Here is a 12928-nt window from a genome sequence, read left to right as displayed (position 1 = left end):
ACGTCCGCACCGTACGGCTTCGGCTCGCCGAGCCCCTGCGGATCTCCCGCTCGGTGACCACCGCCCGCGAGGGCGGGTGCCCGGCGACCCCGGCGGTCGGCCGCCCAGGCGCCGACCGCGATCACCGCCCCGGAGGCGGCCAGCCCGGACCCGACCAGCGGCGGCGAGGTCCAGCCCAGCCCGGCGTCCAGCGCGAGCCCGCCGAAGTACGCGCCCTGGGCGTTGGCCAGGTTGAACGCGCCCTGCACGGTCGCCGAGGCCAGCGTCGGAGCGCCGCTCGCCTCGCGCATGACCAGGGTCTGCACGGCCGGCACGATCGCGAAGCCGAACAGCCCGACCAGCACCACCGTGACCGCCGCCGACCACTCGGCCCGCGCGGTCACCGCGAACAGTGCCAGCACGGCGGCGAGCAGCAGGAAGGCGGCGCAGACCGTCGGCCGCAGCGCCCGGTCCGCCGCGTACCCGCCGAGCAGGTTGCCGATCGTCATCCCCACCCCGAACAGCGCCAGCACCAGCGTCACCGACCCGGTCGCGTAGCCGGAGACCTCGGTGAGCAGCGGGGTGATGTAGGAGTAGCAGGCGAAGAACCCGCCGCAGCCGAAGACCACGGTGGCCAGCGCCAGCCAGAGCTGTCCGCTGCGGAAGGCGCCCAGCTCGTGCCGGAGACCGGACTGCGCGGGGGAGGGCAGCGGCGGGACGAAGCGCGCGATCGCCACCGCACCGGCCGTGCCGATCACGACCACCACCAGCATGGTCGCCCGCCACCCCAGGTGCTGGCCGAGCAGGGTGGCCGCGGGCACCCCGACGATGTTGGCGACGGTCAGTCCGGAGAACATCACGGCCACCGCCCGGGCCCGCTTGTCCGGGGCGACCAGTTCGGCCGCCGCGACCGCCCCGGCGCCGAAGAAGGCGCCGTGCGGCAGCCCGGTGACCAGCCGGGCGGCGGCCAGCGTCCAGAAGTCGGGGGCGAGCGCGCAGAGCAGGTTGCCGGCCGCGAAGAACCCGGCCAGCGAGACCAGTACCGCCTTCCGGGGCCGTCCGGCGGCGAGGGCGGTGAGCAGCGGCGCCCCGATCACCACGCCCACCGCGTAGGCGGAGATCAGCCAGCCCGCCCGGGGTATCGAGACGTGCAGACCGTCGGCCACCTGGGGCAGCAGGCCCATGGCGGCGAATTCGGTGGTTCCGATGGCGAAGGCGGTGACGGCCAGGGCGACCAGCGCGAGAGGCAAGGGGGAGCTCCGGGAGGAACGGGAGGAGTCAGGATTGTTCGGCCGAAATCCTAATCCGTTCGGGTGACGACGCCGGGTGACGGCCGTGGCCGGGCGGTGACGGACGGGGAACGGGGGTCGCCCGCTCGCCGTCGGCGCGCGAGACTGGGTGCATGTGCCGCAGTATCAAGACGTTGAGACCACCCGTGACGCCCGAGGCCACGGAGGAGGACTTCCGGGCGGCCGCGCTCCAGTACGTGCGGAAGGTGTCCGGCTTCCGGGCCCCGGCCGCGCACAACCGGGAGGCCTTCGACCGGGCCGTGGACGCCGTCGCCGAGGCCACCGCCCGCCTGCTCGGCGAGCTGGAGGTCCGTGGCGCCTCCGCCCGGCCCGCCCGCGCGACGGCTTAGGACGTGTCCGGCGGTACCGATCCGCAGGGACCAGGAGGTCGGCGATGAGCACCGCCACCCGTTACGCACTCACCTTTCCGGGGACCCCCGGCACCCAGGCCCCGCAGGACGTCGTCGTGGTCTCCCGCACCAGCGCCACCGGCCCCGGCGGCCACCCGGTGTACGAGGACGCCAGCGGCATCGTCCGGGCCGAGATCAGCGACGCGGGGGAGGTGCGGATGATCGCCAGCGGCGGCCACCAGACCCCGCACTTCCCGGTCCACGCCGAGCCGCTGCCCTGAGGCCCGCCGCCGCTGCGCAGCCCGGCGTCCGGAACGTTCGAACGCCTGAACGGCCGAATCGCTGACGCGGCCGTGCGCCGTCCGGCAGAATCGCCCGCATGACCACAGCGCGCTGGCAGGGCACGGTCATCGCGGAGAGCGATGACACCACCGTCGTCGAGGGCAACCACTACTTTCCGGCCGACTCGGTCCGCGCCGAGTACCTGCGGCCGTCCGACACCACCACCTTCTGCGGCTGGAAGGGCACCGCCGCCTACTACTCGATCCACGTCGAGGGGCAGAGCAACCCGGACGCCGCCTGGTACTACGCCGACCCGCTGCCCGAGGCGGAGCACGTCCGCGGGCGGGTGGCGTTCTGGCGCGGCGTCGAGATCACCGAGTGAGCGTCCGCCGGGGGAGCCGCCGGGTGCCGTGACCGGAGCGCCGATGGGCTGTCGCGGGGCTGTGGCCGGGCAGTCGCAGGACCCGGACGTCCCCGGCGCGTACCGTCCGGCCCCGCCGGGTACCGGCAGAGCATGGCAATCTTCAGGAAACCGGGACGCCCCGGGCAGCCCGAGCCCACCCCGGACCGCGTCGCCGAGGAGCTGGCCGGACTGGTCGAGGAGCTCGAGCGCGCCGCCCCCGGCGAGCCGGCTGGACCGGGTGCACCGGCCGGGGGCGCCACCGGCCGGCTCGCCGAGTACCGCAAGGCCACCGAACGCGGCAGCCGGCTCGGCGCCCGGCTGGTCACCGACATCGCCCGCCGGCTCGGCACCGGCAGCCGGGTGGCGGCCAAGGGCGCCGCGCTCGGCGGCCGCGCCCTCGCCGACCAGCTGCTCCAGGCCGCCCCGCGGATCCCGATCCGCGACCTCGCCACCCTGCGCGCCCAGCACCCCGGCGCCACCGACCCGGAACAGCTCGCCGAACTGATCACCACCGGCGCCGGCCGGGCCTCCAGCGCGCTCGGCGCCGGCGTGGGGGCCGCCGCGATGCTCCCGGTGCCGCCCGCGATGCCGGTGGAGATCGCCGCCGAGACGCTCGCCGTGGCGGCCGTCGAGATCAAACTGATCGCCGAGCTCCACGAGGTCTACGGCCTCCCCGCCCCGGGCACCGCCACCCAGCGGGCCGGCGCCTATGTCGGCGCCTGGGCCAACCGGCGCGGCATCGACGCCTCGCTGCTCGCCAAGCCGGCCGGCCTGGCCGCGATGGCGCTCGGCGCCGAGGTGCGCCAGCAGGTCCGCCGCCGGCTCACCCGCAGTTCGCTGCGGCGCCTGCCCTCGCTGACCCCGCTGCTGGTCGGCGCGGGCATCGGCGCCACGGTCAACCTGCGCGACACCCGCAAGCTGGCCCGCGAGGTCCGCGCCGACCTGCGCGACCGCCGGCCGGTCGACCCGGGCTACTGGACGGCCGCCGAACCGGCCCCGCCGTGGCGGCCCGCCGACCGGCCGTCGGTCGACTGACCACCGGCCTTCGCCCCCGGCATCCGGCTCGGGGGCGGGCCGGGGGAGTCAGCCGGTCGGTGCGGGTGGGGCGCCGGCACCCCGGCCGGCCTTGACGGCGTTCACCATCGCCTGGTGGACGGCCCGCGCCGTGGCCTCGTCGGCCGCCGGCACCGGGCTCCCGGCCACCGAGTACCAGTCCAGTGCCCCCGTGTACTGCACGGTGAGCCTGGCCTCGCCGTCCACCCAGGTGGTGTGCACGGTGAGGTCGCCGGAGATCGGGCCGATCTCCACGGTGGTCACCCCGCCCGGCCCGCTGATGATCGACTGGGTGGTCCAGGTGGCCCACGAGGCCCGGGGATCGACCGGTGGTTCCACCGGCCCGGTCCCGCCCGTCCCGCCCGGTGCCGCCGGGCCCTGCCCAGCCGAGTACCGCCCTGCCGTGCCCTGCTGCTGTTCGGTCATGCGCCCATCCTCCCCCGCCGGTCCGCCGCCGCCAGGGCAGCGACACCTGCGGTCGCGGAGGCCGCCCGGCGAGCGGGCGGCCTCGTGGCAACTCCTCGGTCTCGCACTCCTCAGCCGTTCGCCCCCGGCTCCTCCAGGGCATCGCCCTCCGCCTGCGAGGTGTCCTGCGCGTGCAGGTTCTGCATCGAGGTGATGCCCTCCTCGGGGTCGGCCGCGCGGACGTCCTCGTCGCGGTCGACGCTCACCTCGGAGCGTGCGCTCATGTCGGTCATCGCGGGCTCCGTCTCCTCGGCCGGCCGGGGCGTCCGGGCCCGCCGTGTCCCGGCGTCCCGCGGTACGTCGCGGTACGCCGCGGTACGTCGCGGTCCCGGGCGGCCACCGGGCCGGTGCTCGGTGTCGCACCTCCAGCCTGCCCCCGCACCCCGGCCACGGCCAACCGGACCCCGTCCCGAGGATCGGGAAACCGAGGGCAGGGGAACCGAGAGCCGGGGAACCGAGAGCCGGGTCACCAGGTGACCGGCAGCGACCTCGGCCCGTAAACCAGCGCCTCGGTGCGGAACTCCAGCTCCTCCTCCGGCACCGCCAGCCGCAGCCCCGGCAGCCGCCGGAACAGCGTGGCCAGCGCGATCTGCAGTTCGGCCCGGGCCAGCGGCTGCCCCAGGCACTGGTGCACGCCGAACCCGAAGGACAGGTGCCGGCGCGCGTCCCGATGCAGGTCGACCTCGTCGACGCCCAGGTGGCCCTCGGTGCCGAACAGCCCGTCGTCCCGGTTCGCGGTGGACAGCATCGCGATCACCCCGTCCCCGGCCCGGACCAGGGTGCCGCCCAGCTCGACGTCCTCCACCGCCACCCGCGGCAGCCCGGTGTGCACGATGGTCAGCAGCCGCAGCAGCTCCTCCACCGCCCCGGGCACCGCCGCCGGGTCGGCCAGCCGCGCGACCTGCTCCGGGTGGCGCAGCAGCAGCGCGGTGGCGAGCCCGATCATGTTGGCGGTGGTCTCGTGACCGGCGAGCAGCAGGAGCAGCCCGGTCGCGGCCGTCTCCCGCGCGGTGAGGTCCTCGCGGACCGCCAGCCGGCTCAGTATGTCGTCGCCGGGGTCAGCGCGCTTCTGCTCGGCGAGGCCGCCGAGGTAGTCGAGCAGTTCGTTCTGCGCCCGGGTGACGTCCTTGCGGTCGGCGGCCGTGGTGAGCAGCAGCCGGCTGAGCTCCTGGAAGTACTCCCGGTCCCGGTAGGGGACGCCGAGCAGCAGGCAGATCACCAGCGAGGGCACCGGCAGCGCGAACCCGGCGACCAGGTCGGCGGGCCCGCCGTGGGCGGTCATCCGGTCGAGCGCCTCGTCCACGATCCGCTGGATGCCGGGGCGCATCGCCTCGACCCGCTTGACCAGGAAGTCCTGGGTGACCATGCGGCGCAGCCGGGCGTGCTCGGGGTCGTCGATCCGCAGGAAGGTGGGGTTGGCGGCGACCAGCTCGCGCCGTCCCTCGGCGAAGAACGGGAAGGCGGGATGGGCGGCGTCGGCGCTGAACCGGCGGTCCGAGAGCACCGTGCGGACCTCCTGGTAGCCGGTGACCAGCCAGCAGGAGGAGCCGTCCGGGAGCTTCGCCGGGCTGACCGGGCCGTGGCCCGCCGCCTCGGTGTACGCGGGCGGCGGGGCGAACGGGCACCCGCTGTCGTGCGGGGCCGGGAGCGGGGTGGCGGGGGCGGTGGATGTGCTCAAGGTGGTCTCCTCGCGGGAAGCCGCCGCACGGGGCGGGCGGCGGGAGACGGGCGGGCCGCGGCCTGGACGAGTCAGGCGGCCGGGCCGGCCCCGTCCTCCTCGGTGACGGTGATCGCGCCGCCCGGGCAGAGCTGGGCGGCGAGGCGCGCATCGGCGGACCAGGACGACGGCACGACGGCCTGGAGCACTCTCACCAGGCCGTCCCGGTCGTCCTGGTCGAAGACCTCCGGCGCGGTCATGACGCACTGGCCGGAGCTGCAGCAACGGTCCCGATCGACGCTCACCTGCATGTCGGACACCTCTCCGTGTCTCCCTGGTGGCACCGGAACACCCGGGCCGTGCCGCCCCCGTTGTCGGTGCCAACCTAGCGCCGACTCCCGTCGCACACGAAGAGTACGTGGCCAACTCGCGAAGATTGGCCGGTTTGCCTATGGTCGTGAACGACTGTGGGATAAACGGAGTTTGATGGGAAGTCAGACGGTTGTCAGACGATACCTTCGGCGGCCGCGAGCTCCCTGACGGCCGCCATGGTGTCCGCCTCGGCGGGGCTCTTGTCGGGCCGGTAGCGCACCACCCGGGCGAACCGCAGCGCCAGCCCGGCCGGGTAGCGCGGGCTGCGCTGCACGCCGTCGAAGGCGATCTCCACCACCAGTTCCGGCCGCACCCGGACGGTCCAGGCGTCCCGCTCCACCTCGCGGGCCAGCAGGGCGGTGGTCTGCCAGGCGAGCGTCTCGTCGGTGAGCCCCTTGAAGGTCTTGCCGAGCATCACCCACGGCCCCAGCCCCGGCTCCCCGGCGGCGCGCGCGGCCAGGTGCAGGTTGCTCAGGAAGCCGCGCCGCCGCCCGCTGCCCCACTCGGCGGCCAGCACCACCAGGTCCAGGGTGTGCCGCGGCTTGACCTTGATCCACCCGGCGCCGCGCCGGCCGGCCCGGTAGTCGGCCGCCGGGTCCTTCACCAGCACCCCCTCGTGGCCGCGGGCGAGGGCGGCGCGGAAGAACGCCAGCGCCTCGTCCCGGTCGCCGGTCTCGGTGCGCGCCACCCGCAGCTCCGCCGGGACCGCCCCGGCGAGCGCGGCCCACCGCTCCCGGCCGGGGCGGTCCACCAGCTCCGCGCCGTCCAGGTGCAGCAGGTCGAAGAAGTGCGCGCTGAGCGGGACTTCGGCGCGCAGCCGCTCGGGGTCCCGGCGCGCCGCGGTCCGGGCGGCGGTCTCCTGGAACGGCCGCGGCCGGCCGTCCGGACCGAGCGCGATCGCCTCGCCGTCCAGCACCGCCGAGCGGACCGGCAGCGCCAGCGCGGCCTCCACCAGCTCCGGCACCCGGCCGGTGATGTCGTCCAGCGACCGGGTGAAGACCCCGACCTCCCGGCCGTCCCGGTGCACCTGGACCCGGATGCCGTCCAGCTTCCACTCCAGCGCCGCCGGGCCGTCCAGCCGGTCCAGCGCCGTACCCACGTCCGGCGCCGAGGCGGCCAGCATCGGCCGCACCGGCCGGCCCACCTCCAGCCGGAACGCGGCCAGCGCGGGCTCCCCGCCGGTCAGCGCCGCCGTGGCGACCGCGCGCGCCGAACCGCGGAACATCAGCGCCCGGCGCACGGCCGCCGCCGGCACCCCGGCGGCCAGCGCCACCGCGTCGGCCACCACCGCGTCCAGCGCCCCCTGGCGCAGATCGCCGACCAGCACCGCGCGCAGGAAGGCCTGTTCGGCGTCGGTGGCCCGCCCGAACAGCTCGGCCAGCAGCCGGTGCCGCTCGGCCTGGGCGCCCGTGCCGTGCACGGCGGCGATCGCCTCCAGCGCCCGCTCCGCCTCCCGCACCCCGAGCACCGGGTCGGCGGCGGGCGGCGGCAGCTCGCGCAGGGCGGCCGGGCCGATGCCGGTGCGCAGCCGCTGCGACTCCCCGGAGAGCAGCGCGACCGCCGCCGGCGCCTCGTCCGGGCCGAGCGCGCGTAGGCGCTCGGCCAGCAGCTCGGTCTTGGCCCGGCGGCCGGGCTCGGCGGCCACGGCGCGCGAGGTCAGGGCCAACTGGCGGAGCAGCATCGGGGGCTCCTCGGGGCGGGGGCGGGGTAGCTGCGGGGAGGGGTCCAGGATCGGCGACACGGGCCGGTGGCGCGCGCCGGACACGCCCGCCGGACATGCCCGCCTGCCACAGTGGAGCGCGGCCGCCGCGTTCTTGGCCGTGCTGTCGATCGGCGGCGAACCAACGGGCCGTCATGCTGGCCCGCGATCACCGTTCCGCCCACGTTCCACCCACCCGGGGAGGCCCCGATGACGCCCACCACGACCGCCACGCTCGGCGCGAGCACGAGCGAAGGCACCGCCGCCGCCCGCTGGACCGTCGACACCCCGACCGGCGCCGACTTCGCCGCCTGGCGCGAGCTGTTCCGCGGCTACTGCGAGTTCTACAAGGTGCCGATGCCGGAGGAGAAGGCCGAACTGGTCTGGTCCTGGCTGACCGACCCCGCCCACGAACTCGACGGCCTGCTGGTCCGCGACACCGACGGCACCCCGGTCGGCTTCGCCCACTACCGCCCCTTCGTCCGCCCCCTGCACGGTGCGGTCGCCGGCTTCCTCGACGACCTGTTCGTGGCCCCCGCCGTCCGCGGCGGCGGCGCGGTCGACCTGCTGCTCGCCCGGCTGCGCGAGATCGCCGCCGAGCGCGGCTGGAACACCGTCCGCTGGATCACCGCCGACGACAACCACCGCGCCCGCAGCAAGTACGACCAGGTCGCCACCCGCACCATGTTCGTCACCTATGACATGCCCCCGGCCGGCGCCTGAAGTCAACTCACCTGCCAATAAAGGATCATGACGGTCCGACAGAAGTGATCGGATCCCGGACCATTCGGCCGGGAGTGGTCGCCCGGCGCTGTACGATCCCTGCTGGCGGGAGGAGACGTCTTTGGCGCAGGCGGGGGACCGGATCGGCGGCCGCTACGAGCTGATCCGGGAGTTGGGCCAGGGCGGGATGGGTTCCGTCTGGGAGGCCGAGGACGGCCGGCTCGGGCGCCGGGTCGCCGTCAAGACGGTGCTGCTGACCGGGAACCGGGACCAGCCGACGACCGTGACCCGCTTCCGCCGGGAGGCCCGGATCGCCGCCAACCTCCAGCACCCGGGCATCGCCGCGATCCACGACTTCGGCGACGACCGGGACGCGCTGTACCTGGTCATGGAGCTGCTGCCCGGGCGCGACCTGGCCGCCGAGCTGGCGTCCGGGCGGGCCGGGGCGTCCGGGGCAGTCGAGTTGATGCCGGTCGGCCGGGCGGTCCGGATCCTGCGGCGGACGGCGGTCGCACTGGGCCACGCCCACGACCGCGGCGTCGTCCACCGCGACCTGAAGCCCGCCAACATCATGATCACGGACCAGGGCGAGCCGAAGATCTGCGACTTCGGGATCGCGCGGTCCGCCGAACTCGCGGACGGCGACACCCTCCGCGAGTCGGGGGTGCCGATGGGCACGCCTGCCTACATGTCGCCCGAACAGACGATCGGCAAGGAGGTCGACCACCGCACCGACCTCTACGCCCTCGGCTGCATCGGCTACGAGCTCCTCGTCGGCCGGCCGCCGTTCCTGGCGGACACCGTCTGGGGCATCCTGCTCCAGCAGCGCCGGATCGCCCCCGCCCCGCCCACCAGGCCGGACGGGCCGCTCCCGGACCGGCTGACCGACCTGGTGCTCCGGCTGCTGGCCAAGGACCCGGAGCAACGGCCCGCCCACGCGGACGAGGTGGTCGAGGCTCTGGCACAGGTGATGGAGTCCGGCCGGGGAGCGCTGCCCGGCGTCGGCGGCGCGAGCGGAGGGCGGAGCAGATGACGGTTCCCACGAACGAACCCGAGACCGGCACCCTTCTCGGCGGCCGCTACCGGCTGGACGCCCGGCTCGGCACGGGCGGTATGGGCACCGTCTGGAAGGCCTTCGACCAGCGGCTGCACCGGCCGGTGGCGGTCAAGCTGATCCGGACCGGTGGCGCCCCCGGCCGCGACGACCGGGACCTGTTCCGCCGGGAGGCCCGCGCCGCGGCGGTCGCCCGCCACCGCGGCATCATCACCGTCCACGACGTCGACGCCGACGCCGAGGTGCCCTACCTGGTGATGGAACTGCTCGCCGGCCCGGACGTCCGCACCCTGCTCGACACCGCCGGCGGCCCGCTGACCGTGCCCGACGCGGTTCGGCTCGGCGCCGAGGTCGCCGACGCGCTCGCCCACGCCCACGAGCTCGGCGTGGTGCACCGCGACCTCAAGCCCGGCAACCTGGTGCTCGACGCCTACGGCCGGGTGAAGATCTGCGACTTCGGCATCGCCCGCTTCCGCCGAGGGACGCTCACCCGGCTCTCGCTGACCAGCGCCTCGATCATGACGCTCGGCTACGCCGCCCCCGAGCAACTGCTCGGCGAGGAGGTCGACGCCCGGGCCGACCTCTACGCGCTGGGCTGCATCCTCTACGAGCTGCTGACCGGGCGGAAGCCGTTCACCGGATCGGCGATGGAGGTGACCGAGGCCCACGTGTACGAGGAGCCGCCGTCACCGGCCGTCCGGCGACCCGACATCCCCGGGCCGGTGGCGGAGCTGGTGCTGCGCCTGCTCGCCAAGTCCCCGGCCGACCGCCCCGCCACGGCCGGGGTGGTCCGGGACGTCCTGCGCGGTGCGGTCGTGCCCGGCTCGGGGGTACCCGCTCCGGTGGAGGACAGCGCGGTGGCCGAAATGGACACGCCGACCGAGGACGGCGCGGCGGCCCCGACGGTGCCGGGACCGAGGGATCGGCCGGGGCGTCCGGGTGACCCGGTCCTGTGGCGACACCCGCTCACGGCCTGCGGTCCGTTGGCGGTCGGTGAGGGGATGGTGGTGGCGACCGACTGGCGGGGGACGATCGCGGCACTCGACTCGCGGACCGGCCGGGAACGCTGGTCCCGGCGGGACAAGGCCGGCTTCTACTGGATACCGGCCGTCCATCGCGGCATGGTGGTCTCCGTTTGCAAGGGACCGCTCGACGGCCTCGGCCGGATCAGCGCCATGGAGCTCGGTACGGGCCGGGTGCGCTGGCAGCGCGATCTCGGGCACATGAGTGACACGGCTCCGGCCTGCGTGGGTCGCCGGGTACTGGTCTCGACCTTCCATCACACCGTCCGTGCCCTGGACATCGACAGCGGGCGGAACCTGTGGGTGTACGAGAGCGGGATGGTCTCCAGTACCAGGGCCGGTGTCGACGGGCACGTCGTGGTCTTCAGGACGACCCCCGGCCTGCGCGGTCATGACCTGGAGGACGGGCGCGAACTCTGGTCGGCGGAATCGCGCGAGGGCGGTACCGGGAGGACGGCTGTCGTGACCGCCGAGGGTCGGGCGTTCTTCGCGGACGTCCGGTCGATCGGCTCCGTCGACACCCGGTCGGGCCGTCGGCTGTGGTTGTGGCAGGACGACTTCTGGGTGAAGGTCGGACCGATCGTCGGGCCGGGCGGACTGGTCATCGCCGCGCTCTCGGACGCCGATTACCGGGAGACGTTCATCGTCGCGCTCGACGCCCGCGACGGCCGCCTCGTCTGGCTCCACACCAACCCGGATCGCGACCCGCAGGGCCTTGCGGTCCACGGGGATCTCGTGGTCGTGACCTGCCAGTCGACCGGGACGAACGGGGAGGAGTTGCTGTTCGCCCTCGACATCGCCGACGGCCGGCGGGTCTGGCAGTGGAAGCCCAACTACGGCATCGCCGAGCCCGCGGCCGTCAGCGACGGCGTCGCCTACGTACCGTGCACCGACGGCGTCTACGCGGTCGCCCTCCCGTCTTGAGAACCGTTCGGAAATCAGTTCGCACTTTTCCGTTATCCGGTCGCCGCCCCGTGATCTCCCAGGTGTCGGCACTCCCCGACGGACCCGGACACAGGAAGCGTGCGCAGGTGAACAGCGAAGACCGGACGACCATCCTTCCCGCGACCGGCCGCCCCGGCGATGCCGGCGGGCGTGCCGCGCGGCGGGCCGCGGAACGGCGGCGCGGCCAAGCGGGCCAGGCGGCCCAGGGGCGCCGCGGGCGACGGCGCCGCGGTGTGGGGCCGGTGGTGGCCGTGGTCGCGGCCGTCGCCGGGACGGGCGTGCTCGCCGCGCTGGCCGGCGCCGGGTACGCGGTCTACCGGGGTGACGAGGTGGCGGACTCCGGTCCGCAGGCCGTGGCGTTCGAGCCGATGATCGCGGCGGAGGCCGGCGACCACGACGGCATCCAGGTGCCCGGCGCGGGCAACGTCGACCCGGCGGCGGCCGCGGCGGCGAGTCCGACCGCCACCGACCAGGCCCGGGCGGCCACCGCGGAGCCGACGCCGTCCGCCTCGGCGACCACCGCCGCCGCGACCCCGGGGACGCCCTCGGCCTCCGCCACGACGCCGGGCCGGTCCGGTTCGGCCGCGCCCGCCACCGCCTCCGGCACGCCGCGCAACCCCGCCGCGAGCCCGGGCACCGGCGGCGCCACCGCGGCCGGTGCCCCCGATCCGGCGGACCCGAGCGGCGCCCCGGCGCCCGCCACCACCGCCCCCAAGCCCTCCGCGACCAGCGCGCGCCCGACCGCCACCACCAACCCGGGCGGCGGGGCGAACACCTCCTTCGCCCAGCAGGTGGTGGACCTGGTCAACGTCCAGCGCTCGCAGGCCGGCTGCGGCCCGCTCACCGCGGACGCGAAGCTGAACACGGCCGCCCAGGTCCACAGCGACGACATGGCCAACCGGAACTTCTTCGACCACGCCAGCCCCGAGGGCTACCACGCCGACCACCGCATCGAGGCGGCCGGCTACCGCTGGAGCAGCTGGGGCGAGAACATCGCGCGCGGCCAGAAGGACCCGGCGGCGGTGATGGACTCCTGGATGAACAGCCCCGGCCACCGCGCCAACATCCTGAACTGCTCCTTCAAGCAGATCGGGGTCGGCGTCCGGACCGGCACCGGCGGGCCCTGGTGGACGCAGGTCTTCGCCTCGCCGTCCTGACCGGGGGCCTGTCCCTCCCACACCCTCCCGCTGTCGGGTGCCGGCCGGCCACCGCCCGGCCGGCACCCCGCCGCACCCCCGCCGACCTCCGATTTTCCGAATCCGCGCGAATTGTTGTTATCTGAGCATTCCCCAGAGGTCTCCGAGGAGGCAGCGGCGGACGGACGACAGCTAGACGGAGTGCGGACCCATGAACGTTGACGTGCAGAGCAGGACCGGGACGACCCTTGTGCTCGCGGCCCAGGCCGGCGACCCGCAGGCCAAGGAGGCCCTGGTCGCCACCTGGTTCCCGCTGGTCTACAACGTCGCCGGGCGGGCGCTGAACGGCCACGCCGACGTGGACGACGTCGCGCAGGAGACCATGATCCGGGCCCTGGACGGCCTGGAGGGGCTGCGCGATCCGGAGGCGTTCCGGTCCTGGCTGGTCGCGATCACCATGAACCAGATCCGCCGCCGGTCGACCGGCCAGCAGCAGGCG

At 75.2% G+C, this 12928-nt stretch carries 15 protein-coding genes; 9 read left to right on the top strand and 6 right to left on the bottom strand.

Annotated features, from left to right (window positions below; genetic code table 11):
• Positions 1-1229: MFS transporter (locus AB0N76_RS37080; protein ID WP_363565062.1), on the bottom strand; the 1229-nt coding region annotated here is incomplete at its 3' end.
• A 152-nt stretch (positions 1230-1381) separates the two neighbouring features.
• On the opposite strand from AB0N76_RS37080, the gene AB0N76_RS37075 reads away from it, so the two are divergent.
• The 4 genes from AB0N76_RS37075 to AB0N76_RS37060 all read left to right on the top strand — a co-directional run bounded on the left by AB0N76_RS37075 (position 1382) and on the right by AB0N76_RS37060 (position 3338).
• Entirely contained in the window at positions 1382-1618 is a 237-nt protein-coding gene (locus AB0N76_RS37075; RefSeq protein ID WP_363565060.1) for a DUF2277 domain-containing protein, read from the top strand.
• Positions 1619-1662: 44 nt separating this feature from the next.
• On the top strand, positions 1663-1899 hold the full coding sequence (locus tag AB0N76_RS37070; protein WP_363565058.1) for a DUF6296 family protein: 237 nt from the start codon (positions 1663-1665) through the stop codon (positions 1897-1899).
• Between the two features lie 98 nt (positions 1900-1997).
• On the top strand, positions 1998-2282 hold the full coding sequence (locus tag AB0N76_RS37065) for a DUF427 domain-containing protein (RefSeq protein WP_363565056.1): 285 nt from the start codon (positions 1998-2000) through the stop codon (positions 2280-2282).
• Positions 2283-2414: 132 nt separating this feature from the next.
• Complete coding sequence (locus tag AB0N76_RS37060) at positions 2415-3338, top strand: hypothetical protein (protein WP_363565054.1); 924 nt, start codon at positions 2415-2417, stop codon at positions 3336-3338.
• A gap of 48 nt (positions 3339-3386) precedes the next feature.
• On the opposite strand, the gene AB0N76_RS37055 is transcribed toward AB0N76_RS37060, so the two are convergent.
• The 5 genes from AB0N76_RS37055 to AB0N76_RS37035 all read right to left on the bottom strand — a co-directional run bounded on the left by AB0N76_RS37055 (position 3387) and on the right by AB0N76_RS37035 (position 7531).
• Entirely contained in the window at positions 3387-3695 is a 309-nt protein-coding gene (locus tag AB0N76_RS37055) for a hypothetical protein (RefSeq protein ID WP_363565066.1), read from the bottom strand.
• A gap of 197 nt (positions 3696-3892) precedes the next feature.
• A complete protein-coding gene (locus AB0N76_RS37050) occupies positions 3893-4054 on the bottom strand; it encodes a hypothetical protein (RefSeq protein ID WP_363565053.1) in 162 nt (53 codons plus the stop codon).
• A gap of 233 nt (positions 4055-4287) precedes the next feature.
• Positions 4288-5499: a cytochrome P450 gene (locus AB0N76_RS37045; protein ID WP_363565052.1), complete on the bottom strand. Its 1212-nt coding sequence runs from the start codon at positions 5497-5499 to the stop codon at positions 4288-4290.
• Positions 5500-5570: 71 nt separating this feature from the next.
• The gene (locus AB0N76_RS37040; protein WP_363565064.1) at positions 5571-5789 is read right to left on the bottom strand and encodes a ferredoxin; all 219 of its coding nucleotides are present in this window, start codon (positions 5787-5789) and stop codon (positions 5571-5573) included.
• A gap of 194 nt (positions 5790-5983) precedes the next feature.
• Entirely contained in the window at positions 5984-7531 is a 1548-nt protein-coding gene (locus AB0N76_RS37035; RefSeq protein ID WP_363565051.1) for an ATP-dependent DNA ligase, read from the bottom strand.
• A gap of 228 nt (positions 7532-7759) precedes the next feature.
• Here AB0N76_RS37035 and AB0N76_RS37030 point away from each other — a divergent pair, with 228 nt between their 5' ends.
• From AB0N76_RS37030 to AB0N76_RS37010, 5 genes are all read left to right on the top strand, one after another.
• Positions 7760-8272 carry a GNAT family N-acetyltransferase gene (locus AB0N76_RS37030; RefSeq protein WP_363565049.1) on the top strand — a complete coding sequence of 171 codons (513 nt, stop codon included), beginning with the start codon at positions 7760-7762 and terminating at the stop codon, positions 8270-8272.
• Positions 8273-8393: 121 nt separating this feature from the next.
• Complete coding sequence (locus AB0N76_RS37025) at positions 8394-9305, top strand: serine/threonine-protein kinase (RefSeq protein ID WP_363565047.1); 912 nt, start codon at positions 8394-8396, stop codon at positions 9303-9305.
• Positions 9302-11272, top strand: coding sequence for a protein kinase (locus tag AB0N76_RS37020; protein ID WP_363565045.1), 1971 nt, complete (start codon positions 9302-9304; stop codon positions 11270-11272). Before AB0N76_RS37025 ends, AB0N76_RS37020 begins: the two co-directional genes overlap by 4 nt.
• Positions 11273-11535: 263 nt before the next feature.
• Entirely contained in the window at positions 11536-12450 is a 915-nt protein-coding gene (locus tag AB0N76_RS37015; protein ID WP_363565043.1) for a CAP domain-containing protein, read from the top strand.
• Positions 12451-12640: 190 nt separating this feature from the next.
• Positions 12641-12928: sigma-70 family RNA polymerase sigma factor (locus AB0N76_RS37010; RefSeq protein WP_363565041.1), on the top strand; the 288-nt coding region annotated here is incomplete at its 3' end.

Source organism: Kitasatospora sp. NPDC093806 (assembly GCF_040683335.1).
GTDB lineage: Bacteria > Actinomycetota > Actinomycetes > Streptomycetales > Streptomycetaceae > Kitasatospora.
This window is presented reverse-complemented; position numbering and strand designations above follow the sequence as displayed.